At 71.0% G+C, this 20,544-nt stretch carries 18 protein-coding genes and 2 pseudogenes; 17 read left to right on the forward strand and 3 right to left on the reverse strand.

Features of this window, described 5'->3' with window-relative positions:
* Positions 1–281: 281 nt before the first annotated feature.
* The gene (locus ACIBW9_RS41535; protein ID WP_398963768.1) at positions 282–533 is read right to left on the reverse strand and encodes a hypothetical protein; all 252 of its coding nucleotides are present in this window, start codon (positions 531–533) and stop codon (positions 282–284) included.
* Positions 534–1,320: 787 nt separating this feature from the next.
* Here ACIBW9_RS41535 and ACIBW9_RS41540 point away from each other — a divergent pair.
* Genes ACIBW9_RS41540 through ACIBW9_RS41550 form a run of 3 tightly spaced genes read left to right on the forward strand, consistent with a single transcriptional unit; the run spans position 1,321 to position 4,318 of the window.
* The gene (locus ACIBW9_RS41540) at positions 1,321–2,418 is read left to right on the forward strand and encodes a bifunctional DNA primase/polymerase (RefSeq protein WP_398963771.1); all 1,098 of its coding nucleotides are present in this window, start codon (positions 1,321–1,323) and stop codon (positions 2,416–2,418) included.
* Complete coding sequence (locus ACIBW9_RS41545) at positions 2,415–3,920, forward strand: phage/plasmid primase, P4 family (protein ID WP_398963774.1); 1,506 nt, start codon at positions 2,415–2,417, stop codon at positions 3,918–3,920. The genes ACIBW9_RS41540 and ACIBW9_RS41545 overlap by 4 nt, the downstream gene beginning before the upstream one ends.
* The gene (locus ACIBW9_RS41550; RefSeq protein WP_398963776.1) at positions 3,917–4,318 is read left to right on the forward strand and encodes a DUF6009 family protein; all 402 of its coding nucleotides are present in this window, start codon (positions 3,917–3,919) and stop codon (positions 4,316–4,318) included. Before ACIBW9_RS41545 ends, ACIBW9_RS41550 begins: the two co-directional genes overlap by 4 nt.
* Positions 4,319–4,451: 133 nt before the next feature.
* Here the strand turns inward: ACIBW9_RS41550 and ACIBW9_RS41555 are convergent, their stop codons facing one another.
* A complete protein-coding gene (locus ACIBW9_RS41555) occupies positions 4,452–6,401 on the reverse strand; it encodes an acyl-CoA dehydrogenase (protein WP_398963779.1) in 1,950 nt (649 codons plus the stop codon).
* 406 nt (positions 6,402–6,807) lie between these two features.
* On the opposite strand from ACIBW9_RS41555, the gene ACIBW9_RS41560 reads away from it, so the two are divergent.
* From ACIBW9_RS41560 to ACIBW9_RS41625, 14 genes and pseudogenes are all read left to right on the forward strand, one after another.
* Complete coding sequence (locus ACIBW9_RS41560) at positions 6,808–7,500, forward strand: ScbR family autoregulator-binding transcription factor (RefSeq protein WP_398963781.1); 693 nt, start codon at positions 6,808–6,810, stop codon at positions 7,498–7,500.
* Positions 7,501–7,596: 96 nt separating this feature from the next.
* On the forward strand, positions 7,597–8,820 hold the full coding sequence (locus tag ACIBW9_RS41565; protein ID WP_398963784.1) for a cytochrome P450: 1,224 nt from the start codon (positions 7,597–7,599) through the stop codon (positions 8,818–8,820).
* 191 nt (positions 8,821–9,011) lie between these two features.
* Positions 9,012–9,197 carry an acyl-CoA carboxylase subunit epsilon gene (locus ACIBW9_RS41570; protein WP_398963786.1) on the forward strand — a complete coding sequence of 62 codons (186 nt, stop codon included), beginning with the start codon at positions 9,012–9,014 and terminating at the stop codon, positions 9,195–9,197.
* 118 nt (positions 9,198–9,315) lie between these two features.
* Positions 9,316–9,594 (forward strand): annotated as a pseudogene (locus ACIBW9_RS41575) (carboxyl transferase domain-containing protein); the annotation flags it as partial.
* Positions 9,595–9,617: 23 nt separating this feature from the next.
* Positions 9,618–10,256, forward strand: coding sequence for a ScbR family autoregulator-binding transcription factor (locus tag ACIBW9_RS41580; protein ID WP_398963789.1), 639 nt, complete (start codon positions 9,618–9,620; stop codon positions 10,254–10,256).
* Between the two features lie 265 nt (positions 10,257–10,521).
* Positions 10,522–11,355 (forward strand): BTAD domain-containing putative transcriptional regulator, encoded by an 834-nt coding sequence (locus ACIBW9_RS41585; protein ID WP_398963792.1) that lies wholly within the window; start codon positions 10,522–10,524, stop codon positions 11,353–11,355.
* 93 nt (positions 11,356–11,448) lie between these two features.
* A complete protein-coding gene (locus ACIBW9_RS41590) occupies positions 11,449–12,393 on the forward strand; it encodes an SRPBCC family protein (protein ID WP_398963795.1) in 945 nt (314 codons plus the stop codon).
* Positions 12,394–12,445: 52 nt separating this feature from the next.
* Complete coding sequence (locus tag ACIBW9_RS41595) at positions 12,446–13,792, forward strand: hypothetical protein (RefSeq protein WP_398963797.1); 1,347 nt, start codon at positions 12,446–12,448, stop codon at positions 13,790–13,792.
* Positions 13,789–14,679, forward strand: coding sequence for a 4'-phosphopantetheinyl transferase family protein (locus ACIBW9_RS41600; protein WP_398963800.1), 891 nt, complete (start codon positions 13,789–13,791; stop codon positions 14,677–14,679). Before ACIBW9_RS41595 ends, ACIBW9_RS41600 begins: the two co-directional genes overlap by 4 nt.
* A gap of 166 nt (positions 14,680–14,845) precedes the next feature.
* Positions 14,846–16,858 (forward strand): condensation domain-containing protein, encoded by a 2,013-nt coding sequence (locus tag ACIBW9_RS41605; protein WP_398963802.1) that lies wholly within the window; start codon positions 14,846–14,848, stop codon positions 16,856–16,858.
* Between the two features lie 85 nt (positions 16,859–16,943).
* Complete coding sequence (locus tag ACIBW9_RS41610; RefSeq protein WP_398963806.1) at positions 16,944–17,186, forward strand: acyl-CoA carboxylase subunit epsilon; 243 nt, start codon at positions 16,944–16,946, stop codon at positions 17,184–17,186.
* 191 nt (positions 17,187–17,377) lie between these two features.
* Entirely contained in the window at positions 17,378–18,244 is an 867-nt protein-coding gene (locus ACIBW9_RS41615; protein WP_398963808.1) for a BTAD domain-containing putative transcriptional regulator, read from the forward strand.
* A gap of 39 nt (positions 18,245–18,283) precedes the next feature.
* Positions 18,284–19,021, forward strand: a complete 738-nt coding sequence (locus ACIBW9_RS41620) for a phosphopantetheine-binding protein (protein ID WP_398963811.1) — start codon at positions 18,284–18,286, stop codon at positions 19,019–19,021.
* A 121-nt stretch (positions 19,022–19,142) separates the two neighbouring features.
* A complete protein-coding gene (locus ACIBW9_RS41625) occupies positions 19,143–19,985 on the forward strand; it encodes a 4'-phosphopantetheinyl transferase family protein (RefSeq protein WP_398963813.1) in 843 nt (280 codons plus the stop codon).
* Positions 19,986–20,106: 121 nt separating this feature from the next.
* Here the strand turns inward: ACIBW9_RS41625 and ACIBW9_RS41630 are convergent.
* Positions 20,107–20,385 (reverse strand): annotated as a pseudogene (locus ACIBW9_RS41630) (zinc-binding dehydrogenase); the annotation flags it as partial.
* Between the last annotated feature and the right edge of the window lie 159 nt (positions 20,386–20,544).

Genomic DNA, 20,544 nt, shown 5'->3' on the forward strand with positions numbered 1-20,544 from the left:
CCTCTCCCCGCCAGGTGATCAAGATCGGTAGCCTCTCGTCAGGGCTTCTCGATGAACGTCCCAACGTCACCAACCTCTGACCAACGCGATCTGGCCGGCGGCCGGTGCCGGCTCGGGCAGATCCAGCTCCTCCAGTACCTCGACGCCCCCGTTGGCCCGGAATCCGACTGCCCGCATCCGGCGCTCCCCTCATCGTGACGACCTCCCCGCGTGGGCCGTCCGAGAGCAGCAACTCGGGGGTGATCTTGGTATTCCTGCCGGCCGCTCTGGACCCTGATCGCCTACTCGTAAACGGTGGCTGCGCTGAGGGCGCGTGCGATGAAGGTCCAGTCGCCTTTGGGTGGAAGTTCCTTGTCGAAGTTCCGGTACCAGCCGTCCGAGTCGGCTATCCACGCGGCGAGGGCTTCGAGGAAGCTGTCGAGGGTGCGGTTCTCCCAGTCGTGTCCTTGCCGGAGATAGTCCTGGTGCAGCTCGCGGACGAATGCCACCAGCTCATCGCGTGTGCGTATCTCGTCATCGGGAGTGAGGCGCATGGGAGCAACCTGGCCTGGGGCGTTCAGGGGCCCCTGGGCGGACGTCAGGTGGCGAGGAGTATGCGGCGACGGAGCAGCCGGTGCACCAGGGGCTGGAGAGTCCTGCGAGGCCGCGAAGCCCACGTTGATGAGGTACTTGTACCGGCCCCGCTGGGAACCAGGTCAGTCCCGCGCGCGGCCGCCAGCCGCGTGACCTGCCCGTGGCGCCGTACGTGTGGGAGATCGGTGTGGGCCAGGGTGGGCAGCGACTGAAGCGACTCACCTTCGACGGCATCGAACCCGCGCTCCAGAGTCGCTCCAGAGTCGCTTGAGTCGCTTCGGTCGCTGGGGTGGGGGAGGGGTTTGTTTCAGTCGCTGTCGTCAAAAGGGCCCGCAACGGGGGAGCGACTGAGGATCAGCGATCGAAGGTCACTTGAGTAGCTGTCAGTCGCTACGGCAAAAGCCCAGTTCAGCGCGTTTTCCGTGGGCGAACAGCGACTGAAGCGACTCAAGCCTCGGGTATATGAAGACATTGGCGCGTGCGCGTGCGTGCGCCTGTGGGCGTCATATATAGGGGACTTGAGTCGCTTCAGTCGCTGTTTCGGGCTGTTCAGCGCTTTGAGCTGCGGTTTTTGTCGAGCGACTGAAGGGCGAGGGGTGGGAGTCCGGTCGCTGGGCTTGAGTCGCTCGGTCGCTGGGTCCCCGGCCTGGCTCGAATCTTTGTTTCCTCATGGGGCGCACCCTCCCCACATGCTTCGCTAGGCTGATTCGGTCGCTCAGTCGCTTCAGTCGCTGGACGGGGGTGCGCATGGCCTCTGAGCTGCGGAACTCGGGTAGCTACTCAACCCTGTCCGTTTCTGCCGCAGGGACGCTGACCACGGCCCTGCGGTGCGCCGCCATGGGCTGGCCTGTCCATCCGCTGGCTCCCGGTCGCAAGACACCGGCAGGCAACTGCGAGTCGTGCCGCCTGCCCGGGCACAGCCGCCGGGACTGCGCGTGCGCGGCCGCGGGTCGCTGGTGTCACGGGTTCCATGCCGCCACCCTCGACTTCAGCAGGATCAGGCAGTGGTGGGGCGCGAACCCCGGCCTGGGCGTCGGGGTCTCGTGCGGGCCCGCGGGGGTCGTCGTCGTCGACATCGACGCCCACGAGCGCAGGCTCCCCGGACGGGAGAGTCTGTTGCCGGGTGTCCGGATCGCCGACGACATCGACCTGACCGGGCTCGCGAGCGGCTTCCACACCCTGGGCGTGCTGGCCGCTCTGCGGGGCCAGGAGAGCCCCGCAGACGACGAGACGACCCTGCGGGTGCGCACCCCGTCTGGCGGTCTGCACGTCTGGTACCGGGCACGGGCGGGGCACCGCTGGCAGTGCTCCACCGGTTCCGGCGGCCGTGCGCTGGCCTGGCAGGTCGACATACGGGCGCACGGCGGGTACATCGTCGCGCCCGGGACCGTGACCGAGGCCGGCGTGTACGAGGCGGTGGGCGCCGTACGAGAGCCGGCGCCGCTGCCGGACTGGCTGGCGGGGGAGTTGGAGCGCACCAAGCACCTGCCGCCGGCCCACCTGCCCGCGCCCCGGCCGGTGCCGCCGCGCGCCCGGCAGGCCGTGCTCGCCGCCGGCGGGGGAGGCAGCGCCGCGCACCGGGTGCTGGGAGTGTTGCTGGCCGAAGTGGCGGGCTGCGCCGCCGTGTCCGAGGGGGCCGCGTTCTCCGAGAAACTGAATCGTGCCGCCTACACCGCGGGCGGCCTGGTGGCCGGCGGGCATCTCCCCACGGACGAGGCCGAGCGGATGCTGCGCAGGGCCGCCGAGGACGCCAGGCCCGGCCAGGAGCGGCGTTACGCCGCCATCATCCGCAGCGGCCTGAACGCGGGCCTGCTGCGGCCGCTGGCGCTGGGAGAGCACGTATGACGCCCCGCCAGGACGGCACCCTCTTCGATGCCCGGGCGGTGGCCGCGCAGATCCTCGCCCAGCCGTCGCCGCCCCAGCCCCGGCAGGACGAAGAGAAGTCCTCGGGGGAGGGGCAGGCCACCGCCCACGGACTGCTGCCCGACACCCTCAGCGACCGGGGCAACGCCAAGCTGTTCGTGAAGCTGTACTCCAACGACTACCAGCACGTGCCCGGGCTGGGCTGGTTCCGCTGGGACTCCACCCGCTGGCAGATCGACGAGGACGACACGGTGATGTGGGCCGCCGGCGACCTCGCGGAGTCGCTGGCGAGCACCGATCCCCGCGGGGTGTTCTCCTCCACCGCGCTGGAGCAGCACCGGCGCCGGGCGCTGAGCACCAGCGGCATGAACGCCATGCTGGCCCAGGCCCGCACCGCACCCGGCATGGTGCTCAACGCCGCACGCCTGGACGCCGACCCGTACGCCCTGTGCACCCCGATCGGCATCGTCGACCTGCGCACCGGGCTGATCCGCAGGCCCCAGCCCGACAAGGACTTCCACTCCCGTTCCACCACCGCGGCCCCGCAGCCGATGCCCACCCCCCGCTGGGACCGCTTCCTCGCCGACACCTTCGGCGAAGGGCCCGAGGGCGCCGAGATGATCGGCTTCCTCCAACTGCTGCTCGGCTACTCCATCACCGGGGACGTCGGCGCTCAGGTCATGCCGTTCCTGTTCGGCTCCGGCAAGAACGGAAAGTCGGTGCTGCTGGACGTGCTGATGAAGCTGGTGGGGGACTACGCCGACGCCGCGCCGCCCGGCTTCCTGATGGCCCGCCCCTACGAGGGACACCCCACCGACCTGGCCGAACTGCACGGTCGGCGCGTCATCGTGTGCAGCGAGGTCAAGCCTGGCGACCGTTTCGACGAGGCCCGGGTGAAGCTGCTGACCGGCGGCGACCGCATCAAGGCGCGCCGCATGCGGCAGGACTTCTTCAGCTTCCAGCCCACCCACAAGCTGTGGCTGCTGGGCAACCACCGTCCCGAGGTCGGCACAGGCGGTTTCGCGTTCTGGCGGCGGATGCGGCTGATCCCGTTCGAGCGGGTGGTCCCCGACGACCGCAAGATCGACAATCTGGCGGACATCCTTGTCACCGAGGAAGGGCCCGGCATCCTCAACTGGCTGATCCAGGGCGCCCGTCGCTACCTGAGCGGTGCCAGAGACCTCGCAGGGCCCGAACGCGTCCGCATCGCCACGACCGCATACGCGGAGACCGAGGACCACACCGGACGCTTCCTCGCCGAGTCGTGCCGGCTGGAGGCTGACCTCAGAGCGGAACAAGCGCAGCTCTACGCGGTCTACAAGACGTGGTGCCAGAATGAGGGGGCCCCGGCCGTCTCGTCACGCGCTTTCGCAGCCCGGGTCCGCGAAGTGGTGGGACTGGCGTCGCCCAAGGAGATGATCCTGTCCAATCAGCGCAAGTACTACCCGGGCATCGGACTGGTCGCCGACGAGGAGACAGCATGAGCGCTCTCATCGCCGAGGATGAGCTCGTTCACGAGGCCGACTTGGTCTGGCTCGAGGACATCGACACGCTCGACTACGTACGACAGAGCCTGGACCGGCTGCCGACGCGCCGAGGCAAGCCCGCCTACCACCGCGACGGCCGCATGGTCGGCTACGCGCTGCTGGGTCCCGGCGCCAAACCGTCCCGCTCCTCCGGCACCTTCCGGCGCAGGGTGTTCTGGCTGCTGCCGCACGACCGCGACACCGCCCCCAACGGGCTGTACGCATCAGGGGCGCCCGCCGAGGCCGTCGATCCGCGCACCCTCGAGCCCGGCAGCAAGGGGCGCAAGACCGAGCGTTCGGAGGGCGGGCCGCCGTCGTCGGCGATGCGGGAACTGGGGATCACGCTGCCGCTCTGAGGCCGGGAGTCGTCCGTCAGGCGTTCAGATGCTTGCGTCGAACCGCCACTGCCGTTTGTTTTCATGCGCGGGCAGACCGGGGCGCGACGGCTTCTGGTGTCGCGCCCCGGCCGTGCCGGTCCGGGCGTACGGTTCAGAGCACCGCCGTGAGGGCGTCGAAGATGTCCTCCTGCACCGGGCGCCGCTGGCCGGGCAGCGGCGGTACCAGGGCGTTGGACGGCTCGATCTCGATCTCGGGTGCCAGCGCGTCCAGCAGGACCGTGTGGCCGCTGTTGGCGAGGGGAATGCCGGCCAGGTACTCCTCCGGCAGGTCGAACGCCTCGACCAGCGTCATCAGATGAGGTGCCAGCCGCTCGGCGAGGGCATCGACGGCGGCCGGCAGGTCACGTACGTGCGCGCCGGTCAGATGGCCCTCCGCCAGCAGGTCGCCGGTGTGCCGGGAGAGTTCCTGCAGCAGGAACAGCCGGCACAGGTCTTGGAGCAGCGCGCGTGCCCCGGGCTCCGCCGTGTGCTCGATCGCGGCGAGGAAGGCGTCCGCGGCCTGCAGCCGGGCGTGCGCGGAGACCATCTCGATACCGGCCGTGGACGCCCCGTTCCAACGGCCCAGCGGGTTCCCGGCCGGTCCCTGGCGCAGTGCCGCCCGGGCCCTGAGCTGCCATATGTGCTCGACTCCGGCCAGCAGTCCGCGCAGGTCGGTCAAGGGCTGCTCGTCCAGCGGCAGTTCAGGAGTGCGGGGCGCTTCGGTCTGGTGCGAGAAGAGCATCTCCGCGGCGGCCTTGGCCCAGATCACCAGGTTGTCGCCCTCCGCCGTGATGGCCCCCTCCATGTTCTGGTGGAGCTCGGCCAGACCGTTGACGACGAACAGGCCCAGGGCGCCGCAGCGCTCCCGGCATTCGAGGGTGACCTCGCGGCTCATCCAGGTGATCCACCCCTTGGTGATGGCGATGAGCCGTTCGACCTCGGTCTGCTCGGCTTCGGGGGCGTCCAGGCAGCGGGCGACCACCGACCGGTGCAGGAACGTCATGGCGTACGCGGAGGCGACGCCCTTCAGGAGCCTGCCGTGATGGCTGCGGTGGGCGACCAGGGGGACGCGGGTGCCGGGCTTGGTGCCGCTGATGGTGCGGTGGTGGGCGCGGTGCACGGCGATGGACAGTGCGGCCCTGGTGTTGCCGATCCCGGCCGCGCTCATGCAGATCTTGCCCCAGGTGACCCGGCGTATGGAGTGCAGGAACCGTTTGCGCGGATTGCCCAGGCTGCTGCTGAGCTCCACGTCCGGGCCGAGGCGTCCGTGCTCGCCCTCCAGCAGCGCCTCGCGGGGCAGCCGCACCTGGTCGAAGCTGGTCAGGCAGTGGTCGACCGGGCTGCCGACCCGCTCGGGCAGCGGGCGTATTCGGACACCCGGGCGGGGGCCGGTCTCGTCGTGCAGCGGGGTCAGGAACAGGAAGACCCCCTCGTCCCTCCCGTCGACCAGGAGGCGGGCCGCCACCACGGCGCTCTTGGGCCCGCCGATGCTGCTGGTGTTCGGCATGAACTTGCTGGCCCCGACCGTGGGCGTGTGCAGGACGAACTCGTCGGTCTCACGGTCCAGTTGGCAGGTGGTCTGGAGGGCCGCCGCGTCGTTGCCGTGGTCGAGCTCGGTGCACAGAAACGTTCCTGTACGTTGCATCGACAGAAACTCGGACAACTGGTGCCACTTGGGCCGGTCCTGGTCCAGCAGGCTGCCGAGGAACAGGTTGTAGTGGATGCCCGCGAGTGTGCCGAGAGCCCCGTCCACCAGGCCGGTCCACTCATGGAGACTCGCCAGCTGCCGCGGGTCGCGGGCCAGGGCGACGGCGCTGTCGACGCTGTCGTTGACGATCCGCAGGCGCTCGTAGGAGAGCTCGGTGCGCTGCTGCGGAGAGAGGCCGGGGTGGAAGCGGAACTTCTCACCACGGATGAGATTGCGCCAGGAGCCGTGCAGCCGACCGCGGTCGTGGCCGTCGAACAGTTGGTGCGTCAACTCGCTGATGGTGGCTGCGTTCGAGGTGCCGTCCGCCGCGCCGGTGGGGCGGGGAGCCTGAGTCTGCATCGTCAGCAGGGTCATAACCCTCTCCACATGTGGGGTTTGGATGTGGGGGGAGAGGCGCGCAGATTCAGCAAAATACATACTACCCGGTTTCTTTCTCAAGCCCCTTGGCCAATGTTTGACCGACGTGATCCGGACGGGCGCATTCCAGGCGAGACGGGGAGTTGCGCGGTGAACCGCCGCCATGACGGTCACCGTAGGTGGATGCATGGGCGGGGAGGGTGAGGGTGCGTTGCCCCTTGAAAAACCGGATAGCTGGTTTTATTGTCCTCGTAGGGGATGCAGAGACGCAGCTTGTACCGAACGAAGCCGAAGTTGACCGTCCGCAACGGGAGGGAAGTCACTAAGATTCGAACCTGCCGGTTTCTTTTCTCGGCAGGGTGAACGGAATGCGTAGCCCGTCAGGGCGGTGTGGAGGTGCGTTGTGGCGCGGCAGGTCCGAGCTGTCCGGACACGACAGGCGATCCTGGTCGCCGCTGCGGAAGTCTTCGACGAGGTCGGATACGAAGCAGCGACCATCTCCGAGATCCTCAAGAGGTCCGGAGTGACGAAGGGCGCCCTCTACTTCCACTTCGCTTCGAAAGATGAACTTGCCCAGGCGGTGCTGGCGGAGCAGGTCAATGCTCTGCCGCCGGTCCCGGTGCCGTCGTTGAAGCTGCAGCAGCTGGTGGACGAGGCGATGTTGCTCACCCAGCTGTTGCAGCGGGAATCGGGCGATCCGATCGTCCGCGGCAGCGTGAGCCTGACCATCGATCCCGCGGTCGGGGCAGCGGGGCTGGACCAGAAGGTCCCCATGCGCCTGTGGATCGAGTACACCAGGTCGCTGTTCGCCGACGCGAAGGCAGCCGGGGAACTGCTGCCGCACGTGGACGTGGACGACTGTGCCTTGCTGTCCACGGGCGCGTTCACCGGCGTTCAGATGTTGTCGAACATCATGGTCGGCCGTGCCGACATGCTGAAGCGGGTGTCGGACCTGTACACGTACTTCCTGACGGCCGTGGCGGTCCCGGGAGTGCTGGTGCAGCTCGACTTCTCGCTCGCACGGGGGAAAAAAGTGTATGAAGCGGTCATGGCGCAACAGCACGCCGCGGACGAGGAATCAGCCATGACCGCCTGAGGAGGACCTCGCAGCGGTCCATCGCGGGGGTGAAAGGGGCGTACAGCCGCCTCTTTGCAGATGTCAGAACGGCAACTGAGTGGATGGAGCGCATGAATGGGAACTGCCGTCTGCCCTTATCGGCTGGACGTAACGGCGCGTGACCTCGCCGGCGAGAACGCGATGCTGCGGGCCCGAGGCGCTGCTGTGCAAGTGGAGCTGCCCGGCGGAGTCATCGCATGGGCAGTCGTCCGCAAACAGCAGGCCAAGCAGCTGCTGGTGGACCCGCGGGTCTCCAAGGACGCCCGGCTGCACTGGCCGGCGTTCATCGAGGGGAAGATCACCGAGGACTGGCCGCTGTACGCATGGGTGGCCAACGAGAACATGCTCTTCACCTACGGCGAGAAGCGCGCCCGGCTGCGGCGACTGGTCGCCGGGGCCTTCACCGCACGGCGCGCGGAACTGCTGCGCCCCCGGATCGCGGAGTTCACGGCGGAACTGCTCGACGAGCTGGCGGCCCGCCCGCAGGGGCAACCGGTCGACGTGCGCGCCGAGTTCGCCAAGCTGCTGCCGATGCGGGTGATCTGCGAGCTGTTCGGCATCGACCGGGACGACCGCGCACCGGTGTGCAGCGCCATGGAGACCGTGTTCAGTACAAACGTTCCGGCACAGGAGATGGCTGCGGCCCAGATGAGGGTCTTCGAACTGCTTGCGCAGCTCGTGGTGGCCAAGCGGAACCGGCCCGGTGACGACCTGACCTCCGCGCTGATCGCCGCGCGGGACGAGGGCGACCGGCTCACCGAGGAGGAGCTGCTCGGCAGCCTGAACCTGCTGATAGCCGGCGGGCAGGAGACCACCTCCACACTGATCACCAACGCCGTCGCGGCGCTGCTGACGAACCCCGATCAGCTCCAGCACGTCTGGTCGGGGCGGGCGAGCTGGGACGATGTGATGGCCGAGACAATGCGCCAGCACAGCCCCGGTGCCTACTCGCCCATGCGCTTCGCGGTCGAGGACATCGACCTGGACGGTGTCCGGATCAAGAAGGGCGACCCGATCCTCGTTTCGTTCGCCGCGGCCGGTCTGGATCCCGAGGAGTACGGGGACGACGCGGCCGAGTTCGACCTCCTGCGCACCGACCGGGGTGAGGGTTTCGGCTTCGGGCACGGCGTGCACCGCTGCCTGGGCGCCCCGCTGGCCAAGGTGCAGACCGTGATCGCGCTGCAGGCACTCTTCGAGCGCTTCCCGAAGATGCACATGGCTGTCGGGACGGCGGACCTGGCCCCCGTCCCCTCCTTCATGATCAACGGCTACCAGGAGCTGCCCGTACTGCTGGGGTGAGCCCCCACCGGCGCCCAGCCTGCCCGGGACGCAGACTCCGCAGTCCGCCACGGATGCGGAGTCTTGTGTTTTCGCTCAAGGTCGCCCAGGAGATGCAGCAGCAACCGTGCAGCGGACTTCAAGCAGAACGCGAGGGGCTCTTGAGCCGCCCGGCCGACCGTGTCCTCAGGCCTGAGAAGGGAAGTAGGGGCATGGGCAACGTGGAAGCCTCCTTGTGCGTCGAACGCGGGCAGGCCGGCGCCGAAGAGCTTGCCGCGCTCACCGTCGTACTTCTCGCCCTGCGCGGTGGTCAGCAGGCGCCGGAGGCGGAGGAGGCGCCGCGCTCCAGCTGGTGGCGGGCGTCACGCGGCTACAAGGCGCCCTCCAGTTGGCGGTGACGCGAATCCGTCCAAAAAACTTGTAGCCTGAACACTAAAACCGCACGAGCGGTTTGTTAATGTTGTTTGGTGGAGCCGGGACCGGACTCCATCGGTCTCGCCCAGGAAGGACCCCAGCATGGCGAAGACCCCTGCCCCGGTCCCCACCCAGGCGAGGCCTGCGGACCTGCACGGACGGCTGGCCGAACTGCGCGCGATCCGCGCGCAGACGCTGGCTGGGCCCAGCGAGAAGGCGACCGAGGCGCAGCACGCCAAGGGCAGGCCGACCGCCCGGGAGCGCATCGGACTGCTGCTGGACGCGGGGTCGTTCCAGGAGGTCGAGCCGGTGCGCAGGCATCGGGCGACCGGGTTCGGCCTGGAGGCGAAGACACGAGGGCCGGCCGGTCCCGCCACGGGCCGGCCCCCAATCAGGAGAACGTCATGGTGAAACAGGAGCGTGCCGCGCGCACGCGCAAAGCCTTGGTGCAAGCGGCGGCCGAGGTGTTCGCACAAGACGGATTCGTCCTGGCGTCGCTCACCTCCATCAGCAAGAAGGCCGGGGTGAGCAACGGGGCGCTGCACTTCCACTTCGAGAGCAAGCAGGCCCTGGCTCGCGCGGTGGAGGACGAGGCGAATGCCGTCGTCCGCGCGATCGCCGTGCCGGCGCAGGCCGGTGGCCCGGACGCGCTGCAGCGGCTCATCGACGCCACCCATGACCTGATGGGGCGGCTGGACCAGGACGTCGTGGTCCGGGCCGGCTTCGAGCTGGGCAGCGGTCCGCCGCGCCGGGACGGCGCCGCGGATCTGCGTGGACAGTGGCAGAGCTGGGTCGAGGAGGTGCTCAAGGACGCCGAGCGCGAGGGCATCCTCGCCGAGGGCGTGTCCGCGGCCGAGGCCTCGATCACGGTGGTGGCGGCGACGGTCGGTTTCGAGCAGCTCGGTGCGGACGACCGTACGTGGATGTCGGCGGCGACGCTCGTCCAGTTCTGGGACCTGCTGCTGCCCCGACTGGCTTCGGCCGACGCGCTGGGACGGCTGGTGTCCAGCGGGACGCAGGGGGCGGTGTCCACCCGGACGTAAACAGCTAAGACGGTCTGTTTTTCTGCCACAAGGTCACTAGATTCCGGGTTGAATCTTCCCGGGTTCCGTCTCCGCGATCGATGGCCCAGCCTCTCGCGGCGGCTGCGATACTCGCTGTTATCCCTGGTAGAAGCGATCCACCCGCGCTTGAGAGGCAGTCTAGCGGCTCCAAATAAAACAGCTTGGACGGTTTGATATTGACAAACCGCCCTTGCTGTTTTTTACTGGCGGTGCCGGACACCGCAATGGAGTAGGGGGAGACGGCGTGGACATCGACGTACTGGGCGCACTGGACGTCAGGGTGAACGGGGTCTCGATCGCCCCGACCGCACCGAAGCCTCGGCAGGTCCTCGCCCTTCTGGCGCTGCGGGCCGGCCAGGTCGTCCCGGTAGGCGTCCTGACCGAGGAGCTGTGGGGCGCCAAGCCCCCGCGCAGCGCCCGCGCCACCCTTCAGACCTACATCCTGCAGCTGCGCGAACTCATCTCCGCCGCCCTGGAGAACAGCACCGGGGACAACGCCGGACAGCGCTGCCAGGCCAAGGACGTGCTGCTGACCGTCCCCGGCGGCTATCTGCTCAAGAGCGGCGACGGCATCAGTGACGCACGGGAGTTCGAGCGGCTGGCCGGCTCGGGGTACCGGGCCATGGACGCCGAGGACTACCCCCAGGCGGCCCGGCTGCTGCGCGAGGCGCTCGATCTGTGGACCGGACCCGCGCTCGCCGACGTCCACACCGGCCCCCATCTGAAGACCGAGGCCAAGCGGCTGGAGGAGAGCCGGCTGTGCGCGCTGGACCAGCGTGTCGAGGCGGACCTGCGGCTCGGCCGGCACCGTGAGCTGCTCGCCGAACTGACCGTGCTGGTCAATCAGTACCCCACGCACGAGAGCCTGTGCGGCCAGTACATGCTCGCGCTGTACCGCTCCGGCCGCCGCGGCGAGGCGCTCGACGCCTACCAGCGGCTGCGCGCCACCCTGGTGCGCACCATGGGCCTCGAACCGTCCCCCGTGCTGGCCAAGCTGCAGCGCTCCATCCTGATGTCCGGCCCCGACACGCTCCCGGCCCGCCCCGCGAGGAGCGCGTCCGTGGCCCACGTAGGCTGACTCCACGTCACTTTGTGCCCCCTCCACCAGGAATCGAGCACCGCTCAGGCCCGGCCGTGCAGCGTTGATCACATCTGGAGGAGGGGGTCGCGCATGTCGTCGCACCGAGTGCACTCCGCCCAGCACACGGTCCCGGTCGCGGCGCCCGCCGGTGTCGTCTACGGCCTGCTCGCCGACGCCCCGCGCTGGCCGGTCCTGCTGCCCTCCTTCGTCCATGTCGAACGCATCGACTTCGACGGTGCCGAGGAGAACCTGCGGCTGTGGCACCTGCGGCACGGCCAGGTGTGTTCCGCGCTCGCCCGCCGGGTGCCACGGCCACGGGAGCGCTGTGTCGAGTTCGAACTGCAGGACGTCCTGCTGCCCGGTGCGCCGACGTCCGGCACCTGGAGCGTGGAACCCGACGGTGCCGACCGATGCCTGCTGACCCTGCGCCACGAGCGCCCGGCCGGGCCCGGGGAGATGCCCGAGACCCTCGAGAGGGACGTGAAGACGGAGTTGGTGGCACTGCGCGAGGCGGCCGAGCGCTGGGACCGGCTGGACGAACTGCTGCTGTCCTTCGAGGACAGCACGTACGTCTCCGGCTCCCCGGAACTCGTCTACGACTTCCTCTACCGCATCGAGGACTGGGCCGAACTGGTTCCCCACGTCGAACGGGCCGAGGTCACCGAGGACCAACCGGGCGTGCAGGCGACGGTCCTGCACACCTGCGCCCCGGAGACGGGGGAGACGCTGGTGTCCGAGGCCGTACGGCTGTGCTTCCCGGCCGCAGGGCGGATCGTCCACAAGGAGACCGTGACGTCCGATCCCCTCGCCGCGCACTACGGCGAGTGGTACCTGGAGCCCGACGAGACCGGAGTGCGAGTCGTCTCCGCCCACCATGTGATGCTCCGGGAGAGCGCGGTGGAGGCCGTCCTGGGCCCGGGCGCTCTTCTCGTGGACGCCCGCCGGTACGTGCGCGAGTGGCTCGGCCGGTCGAGCGCGGAGGCCCTGAGCCTGGCGCGGTGGCACGCCGAAAGCGCCGTACGCCGACTGCGATGAGCCCGCCGCAGACCGTGCGGCGATCAGCACCACGACGACGAGGAGATCCGCGATGGCCCTGACCCGGCCGGTCCCGCGTGCCGGGCGGCCCCCGACGACCCCGATCCCCCCTCGCCCCGCGGATGAACCGGACGGCGCGACGCAGTACGCGGCGCGCCTCGAAGCGCTGCTCGGCGACCCCCGGGACCCCGGCAACCCCTACGGCCGGTCCGCCCTGCGGGCCGCGGGCCACGACGGTCTGCCCGCCCCTCCCGCCGGTCTGCCCGGTGCCGGGGAGGTGCAGCCGGCCGCCGATCAGCTCGCCCGCGCCCTGCGCCCGCTCTTCCGCCGGGATCTCGCCCTGGCCCATGCCTGGAGCATCCGTCCGCTGCTGAGCGCGCCGATGCCGCATCCGGCGGCTGCGCTGCTCGGACCGGCTGCGCTGCTCGCCTCGGCAAGTGGCGTCCTGCGCGGCGCGACCCGCATCGTGGACGGCCTGAGCAGGTACGAACGCGGTGCCAGGCAGTGGCGGCCGGTCCTGGCCTCGGTCTTCGCGGACTTGCTGGCCTGCGAGAGCCTGACGGCCGTGGCCCTGCGGTCCTGCCCTGACCGGGATCCGGGCACGGCCGGGCCGGCCACGGACGGCCAGGGCCCGCCTCAGCAGCCCGGGGAGTCGCTCGCCGCCGTCGTGGGGTACCTCGTGCCCCAGCTGGTCGGTGAGCTGCTGGGCGATCTCGAACTGGTGCTGAACGAGTGCGGTTTCGGCGACGACACCCCCGAACGGCGCACGCTGGCCAAGATCCTTGGGGACAGGGCGTTCGCCCGGGCCGACTGGACGGCCGCCAGTGCCGCTCAGGCCCGCATCGTGCGCGGGCTGAACGCAGCCGGCGGCTCGCGGCCGGGCGACGGCACGGAACTTGCCGCGCTGTTCCGTGTCACCGAGGCGCCGTCCGCCCTGGCACCGGGCACCGACTGCCCGCAGGCCGTCGCGGCGACGCTGGCCGGTGCCACCGACCGGCTCGCCGGGGCCGACGATGCCGACACCACGGAGCTCGCCCGCGTCGGCCGCAGGCTGGTCATCGAGCAGCGGGCGCTGCGCGTCGCCTGCGCGGCCACCGCCGTGCACGACCCCGCCGACCCGGCGGCACGTGCCCTGGCGGACCGTCAGGCCCTCCTGGTGCTGGCCGCCGCCGCGCTGGGAGTGCGGGAAGCGGCGGCCGGGGCGCGGCTGCCCTTCCTCGGCGGAGCCGGCTGGGCTCTGCTGGCGCTCGGACGGATCACCAGGCGGCTCGGGCTGCCGCTGCCGCTGCCGCTGCCCGACCGCACCCCCGACCCGCAACCGGGTGTGTGGGACGAGCTGGCCCGGCGCGCGGCGAACGGCGTGGACTGCGACCTTCATGCGACGAGGCTGCTGTGGTGAGCGACGCCGGCGCGGCGCGCGGCCGCACAGCGGCAGTGGCCCTCCCGCCGCCCTGCCATGTTCCCGGGCCGGACGGGCCGTGGGAGGAGATCCAGGAGCAGATCGAACAGACGGGCCGAGCGGTGGTGCACACAACCTGGGGCCAGTGGCTGACACCTGCCCTGCTCGATCCCGGGCTGCGCACGCTGCTCGGCCGCGACTGGCCCCGCTACCGGCAGCATCCGGCCCCGGTCGGCCGGCTGATCCTCGCCGTCTCCCGGCTGGTGCTCAAGCACACGGCCGCTGCTGCTCTCCAGGTCCCCGCCGACCGGCTCGACCTCGCCTATCTGCCGGGCGGGCGGCCCGTACTGCGCGGACTCGGCGCGGACCTGCAGGTGAGCCTCACCCACACCGACGAGCTGATCGTGGTCGGCGTCAGCCGCGCCGGGCCGATCGGCGTGGACGCCGAGCCCGCCGGGCGCCGGATCTCCTTCGAGGCGCTGCGTGACCTCGTGTGCACCCCCGGGGAGGCAGAACTGCTCGCGGCCCTGCCCGAGAAGGAGCGCACCGACCGGTTTCTGCGCCTGTGGACGCTGAAGGAGGCGTACACCAAGGCACTCGGGCACGGCATGCGGCGCCGGTTCTCGGCGGTCGGCTTCGGGTGGGACGCGACGGGAACCGCCCGGCTCAGCGAGGACACGGCCGGGGAGTGGGCCTTTGCCACCCATCTCGTCGAGGAGCGCTTCCTCGTGAGCGAGGCGCATCGGCAGGAAGCCGCGCCGGCGGGGCCGGGCGGAACACGAGCCCCGTTGCTCGCGGACGAACCGGGGCGGCTGCCCTCGGCGGAGCCGTCGCAAGGCACCGGGGTCATCGGCTTCCCGGGCGGGCCGGGCCCCGGGAAGTGGTGAGCGGACGCGTCGGGCGGGGCTGCCGGGTCCTGGCCGGAGGTGCTGTGCAGAAACGATTCGAAAAGGAGGGCGGGGTGCCGGAGACGGCTGCTGCGGCAGCGGTGTCGGCCACCCCGGGGAGCGGATGAGCAGTCATCACTCGCACACGGGCGCTGTCTTTGCTGTGGTGCATGAACCGTTCGGCACCCAGGCCTGGTCGTCGCTCGTCTTCGAGCTGTGCGGACTCGCCCGCACGGATGCCGAGGCCGTCGCCGCCCGCGTCGCCGAGCGCCATCGGGAGTACGACGTCGAACTGGACGACGCCGTGCCGGACGCCGGGCGCCTCGGCCGCCATCTCCTGCGGCTCACCCTCCGCGGCCCGGCCGCACCCGGCGAGCCGCTCACCGACGACCTGCTGGCCGACCTGGTGGCGCCGCTCGCGGCGGGCACGATCGCCGTGACCGGGGAGCAGCGGGCGCTGCTCGCGGCGGCGGTGGACGGGCAGGGCGGCCCCGGCCGGTACGTGGAGCAGATCTTCTGGGACTGGACGGGGCCGCTGGACCTCAGCCGGTTCATTACCGCCTGGCAGTCCGTCGCCGAGCGGGAGGCGGTGCTACGGGCGTCCTTCGACTGGGCCGGCACCGCCCGCCTGGTGCTCCACGACCGCGCGGTCGTGGAGGTCATACGTCATGTGCACGCCGACGTCGGCTGGAGCGAACTGCGCCGGCAGGACCGGGCCCGCGGCTTCGAGCTGTACCGGCCGGGTCTGTTGCGGGTGTCCCTGCTCGACGGACTGCCGGGCACGACCGGCAGCGGCGCCGGGCAGTCGCCCACCCGCCTGCTGGTGACGTATCACCGGGCTCTGCTCGACGAGCGCGGGGCGCGTCTGCTGGTGCGGCAGTTCTACCGGTCCTACCTCGCCGGCGGCGTGCTGCCCGGCGGGGAGCGGCGGCCCGACATCCGGGACCACGCCCAGTGGCTGACCCGCCAGGATCCGGCCGGGGCCCGGGAGTTCTGGTCGGCGGCCGCACCGCCTGCCGACGCAGCCGTCAGTCCGGGCCGCCCCGGCGGGCCGCCGCGGCGCACCGAGGGGCGGGGCCGCATCCAGCGCCGGCTCATGCCGCCCCGGACCTCCCGGCTGCGCTCCTGGGCCGCGGGCCGTGGCGCGGGGGAGAGCAGCGCCCTGCACGTGGTGTGGGCCCTGCTCCTGTACCGGGCGGCCGGGGCCGAGGGACCGCTGCCGGTGGCCTTCGGCGTGCACCTGTCCGGGCGGGACATGTCGCTGCGGGCCGCGGCCGACATCCCCGGACTGCTGGGCAACCCGCTGCCGCTGACGGTCACCGTGGACCCCGCCGCGCCGCTGGTGGACCTGCTGCTGCAGGTGCGGGATGCCGCGCTCGACCTCACCTCCTACGCCTGGGTCTGCGGCGACCGGATCCGGGAGTGGAGCGGGCGCGCCCCCGGATCCGACCTCACCGAGACCACCGTCCGCTTCGACAGCCACCCCGAACTGCCTCAGAACCTGCGGGCCGAACTCGCGGCGCAGGGCATCCGGGTGGGCGTGCCGCAGAGTGCCGGTGGTGACACGACTCTGCCGGTCACCCTCGTCGCGCACCACGACACCGACGGCGCCCTCGTACTGACCGCCCTGTACGACCGGGCCAGGTTCACCGACACCGACGCCTCCGGCACGCTCTCGCAGTGCCTGCAGCTGCTGCGCAGTCTGCCCGAGCACCCGGACGAGGGGTTCACCGTAGGCGACGCCCTGCGGCTGCTGAGCACCTCCCAGGTGCCCCGCATGGCATCGCCCGAACCCGATGGCAGCCGGCTCGCGCTGGCAGTACTGCGGGCCGGGGAACCCGGGGAGGACGTCGTGTGCCTGGTCACCGTCCCCGGCGTCACGCCGGGTGCGTACGACACGCTCGTGCACGAGCACGAGGGGCCGGAACGCATCGTGTCGCTCAGCGTGACGGGCCGGCGGATGCCACCCGATCCCCTCCGTGAACTGCGCGGCGACGGGCGGCGGTTGACCCTGTGCGGTGCCGGTCCGGCCGGCCGGGTCGCCCACGAGATCGCCCGCCGAACGGCGGAGCAGACGGGTGAGGCTCCGGCCGTGGTCATGACCGGGGTCGGCGGTGCTGCGGAGAGCGCGGAGGCGTTGTCCCGGGCCCTGCGGGCCGTGCGGGAGCGCAGCATCTGACCGGTGGGGCGCCGACCGCGCTTCCAGCGGGCCATGAGTTCCTGTCGAGCGCGATGGCCGACGGTGGCCGAAAGAGGGAGGCGGCATGGGCGACACGGACCGCGGGGAACTGGCTCTGCGCGTCGAGCGCGGCACAGCGACCGCAGAGGAACTGGCCGCACTGACCGTCGTACTGCTGGCCCTGCGTCGCCGTCCGGCGTGGCAGCCCGGAGGAAATACGAAACCTGTCGGTCTGTTTGATGAGGAATCAGAGGTGGCATGTGGTCGGTTCCTCTCGGAGGGTGGAGGGCGATTCCTCCTCTTCCCTGGGGTGCATGCCGGTCCGTAGCGGCGGGTGCGGGCCGCCAAGGTGGCCACAGAGTGGGTGAGTTGGCAGGTGGGCGGCTGTTCTTCGAGGCCTGCTGCACTGGCACTTGAAGCTTGCCAGAAACAGGGTGAGCGGTTTGATATTGACATACCGCTCGTGCTGTTTTTTAATCGGGAAGGTGCCAGCAGCGCACGTGGACTAGGGGAGACGGCGTGGACATCGACGTACTGGGCGCACTGGACGTGAGGGAGAACGGGGTGTCCGTCGCCCCTACGGCGCCGAAGCCACGCCAGGTTCTGGCGCTGCTGGCGCTGCACGCCGACCGGGTGGTGCCGGTCGCCTCACTCATCGAGGAACTGTGGTCGGACCGGCCACCGCGCAGCGCACGCACCACCCTGCAGACCTATGTGCTGCAGCTGCGCGAACTCATCGCGGCGGCGCTGGCCCGCGGCACCGGACAGCAGTCCGGCGCCGAGCCGGAGCGCCGTACCGCCAAGGACGTGCTGCTCACCCTGCCGGGCGGATACCTGCTCTCCTCCGGCGGCGGCACCAGCGACGTCAAGGAGTTCGAGCGGCTGGCGGGACTGGGCTACCGGGCCATGGACGCCGGTGACCTCGCGGGTGCCTCGCGCACCCTCACCGCCGCCCTGGACCTGTGGTCGGGATCCGCCTTCGCGGACGTGCAGACCGGGGGCCAGCTCGCCATGGAGGCCAAGCGCCTCGACGAGAGCCGGCTGTGCGCCCTCGATCAGCGCATCGAGGCGGACCTGCGGCTCGGCCGGCACCGCGAAGTGCTCGCCGAGCTGACGGTGCTGACGAGCCGTTACCGCACTCATGAGAACCTGCACGCCCAGTTCATGATCGCGCTGCACCGTTCGGGGCGGCGCGGTGAGGCGCTGGACGCCTACCTGAAACTGCGCACCACCCTCGGGCGCGACCTGGGCCTGGAACCGTCACCGCGGCTGCGTCGGCTCCAGCACTCGATTCTGATGGCCGCACCCGAGACCGCAATGGGCCCGGCGGCGCCGGACCACGCCGCCCGAGCCGCGCACGCCGGGCCCCTGGCACCGACCCACTGACCCTCCGGCCCGAGGGGCCGGTCCTTGGAGGCATCCACCATGACCAGTGAGCCGACGGCACCTTCCGATGGCCACGGAGACATCCTTGCCGAGCTCATGGCCGTGCTGGCCGGTGTCGTACACGCCGATCCCGACCGGATCGACCCCGAACAGCCCTTCCCCGTCCTCGGCCTGGACTCCCTGGTCACCGTCGAATTCGTCGCGGCCGTCGCCGAGCACTTCGGCGTCCGCATCACCGGCGCGGCACTCTACGAACACACCACGCCGGCCCTTCTCGCCCGCCACCTGGCCGCCCTGCGCCGTGGTGCCGGCGAGGCTCCCGCCGGTCAAGGCCCCGGTGACTCGACCGAGGTGCTGCAGGTGCTGCGCCGGCAGCTGGCCCGGATCCTGCACTGCGACCCGTGGGAGATCGACGGCGGCGCCGCCTTCGCGGAGCTGGGCATCGACTCCATCCTGGCGGCCGACTTCGTCGCCGGAGTCAACCGCGCCTACGGCCTGAGCGAACGTCCCGTCACCGTCCACGAGCATCCAAGCCTCGCCGCCATGGCCGCCTACGTCACCTCCCGCACCCGGGGCACGGTGACTCCCGCGGCGCCGGACGCCGACACCCGCCCCGCTCCTGCCCCGGCCGGTACGGGGCAGGAGCCGCCGGCCGCCGCGGCCGCGAAGCGGCCCCCGCTGTCCCAGGACGAGGTGGTCGCGCTCCTCGACGCGGTGCGCGGCGACCGGATCGGCGTCGACGAGGCCGCCGCACTCCTGTCGGACCGTTCCGCCTGAACGGGAGCACCACCCGTGGAGCACCGGCGGCTCCCCGCCTGCTTCGGTCCCGGCGGCCTTTGCGCCGCGACGCCGCGCCGTCCGCAGTGGGACGGTGAACCGAGACGGACGAAACGACATCATGACCCTCACCGCACCGGAGTCCCTCAGCGCCGGGCCCGCACCGCGTCACGAGACGGTGCCCCCGGTGAAGCTGTGGCTGTGCCCCAACGACGCCCTCCCGCCCGCCATCGCCGCAGTCCTGGCATCGCGCTGGCTCGACGAGCGTGAGAACAAGACCGCGGCCCGGTTTCTCTTCGAACGCGACCGCCGGCAGTACCTCGTCGCCCACACCCTGGTCCGCCGGGCGCTGGCGCTGGAGGCCGGCCTCGCCGAGGCCGAGCTGGCCATCTGGCGTTCCTCGCGCGGGCGGCCCTTCCTGCAGCCGCTGCCCGGCGGCCTGCCGAGAGGCGGCGACCACCTGGACTTCAACCTCTCCCACGCAGGCGGTTACAGCCTGCTGGGAATCGTCCGCAGGCAGCGCATCGGAGTCGATGTCGAAAGTCTCGAGCGGGAGGCACGGGCCCTGGAGACGATCCTGAGCACCTTCACCCCCGAGGAGCAGCTGTGGGCGTCGGGTGCGCCCGTGGGACGGCAGCGGGACCGCCGGGTGCTCCGGCTGTGGACCCTGAAGGAGGCGTACTCCAAGGCCCGTGGACTGGGACTCGGGCTGCCCTTCGACGAGTTCTCCTTCTCCCTGGCCGACGACCGGGGGGTGCTCGCCTTCCGGCCGCCCGCCGACGACCTGGCCGGGCGCTGGCGGTTCCTGGAACTGGAGCCGGTACCCGACGTGCTGGTCGCGGTGGCCGTACCCGCGGACGAAGGCTCCGCCCAGCACCTCGAACTGCACCACGGATTCCCCTGGGACCGGGCCGCACCGCACACCATCGCCCTGCCCGAACCCGTGGGCGCACCCCAGGACTAGTGCCTCTGCAGGCAACGTTCGGTCCCTCGCGACGCCGGCCACGCCCCCTCGCGACGCCGGCATGCCCTCCGGTGTCGACGACCACGTCGAGCGGGCCGGTCACCTCAGCGACCTCGCCCACCACCTCGTCCGCCCCGAGTTCGGCGACCCACCGCCGTCCGTCCTCGGACCCAGCCACCGCCACGACATGCGCCCCGCCGAGCCGCGCGAGCTGTACCGCGAACCCGCCCACCCCGCCGGAGGCCCCGGTCACCAGCACCCGGCGGACCAGCAGCGCCCCCGCCTGGTCGAGCGCCCGCGGCGCGGTGCCCGCGGCGACCGGCAGCGCGGCGGCCTCGCCGAGGCCGGCCGCGCCGGCCGAAGGTCCGATTCGGTGACCGTGACCGAAATCCGCCTCCACGGCACCTCCGCCGCGTTTCCGTTCGCGTCGGCGGGCGGGAAAAGGGCGTACCCGGCGCAAGGTTATCGCCGTCCCGAAAGCCGTACCGGAATCAAAAGTTCATTTCCATTATTGGTACATGTGTTCTTGAGTGCCGCGCAGGCTCCGTGCAACACCCCA

Source organism: Streptomyces sp. NPDC049541, from assembly GCF_044465725.1.
GTDB lineage: Bacteria > Actinomycetota > Actinomycetes > Streptomycetales > Streptomycetaceae > Streptomyces.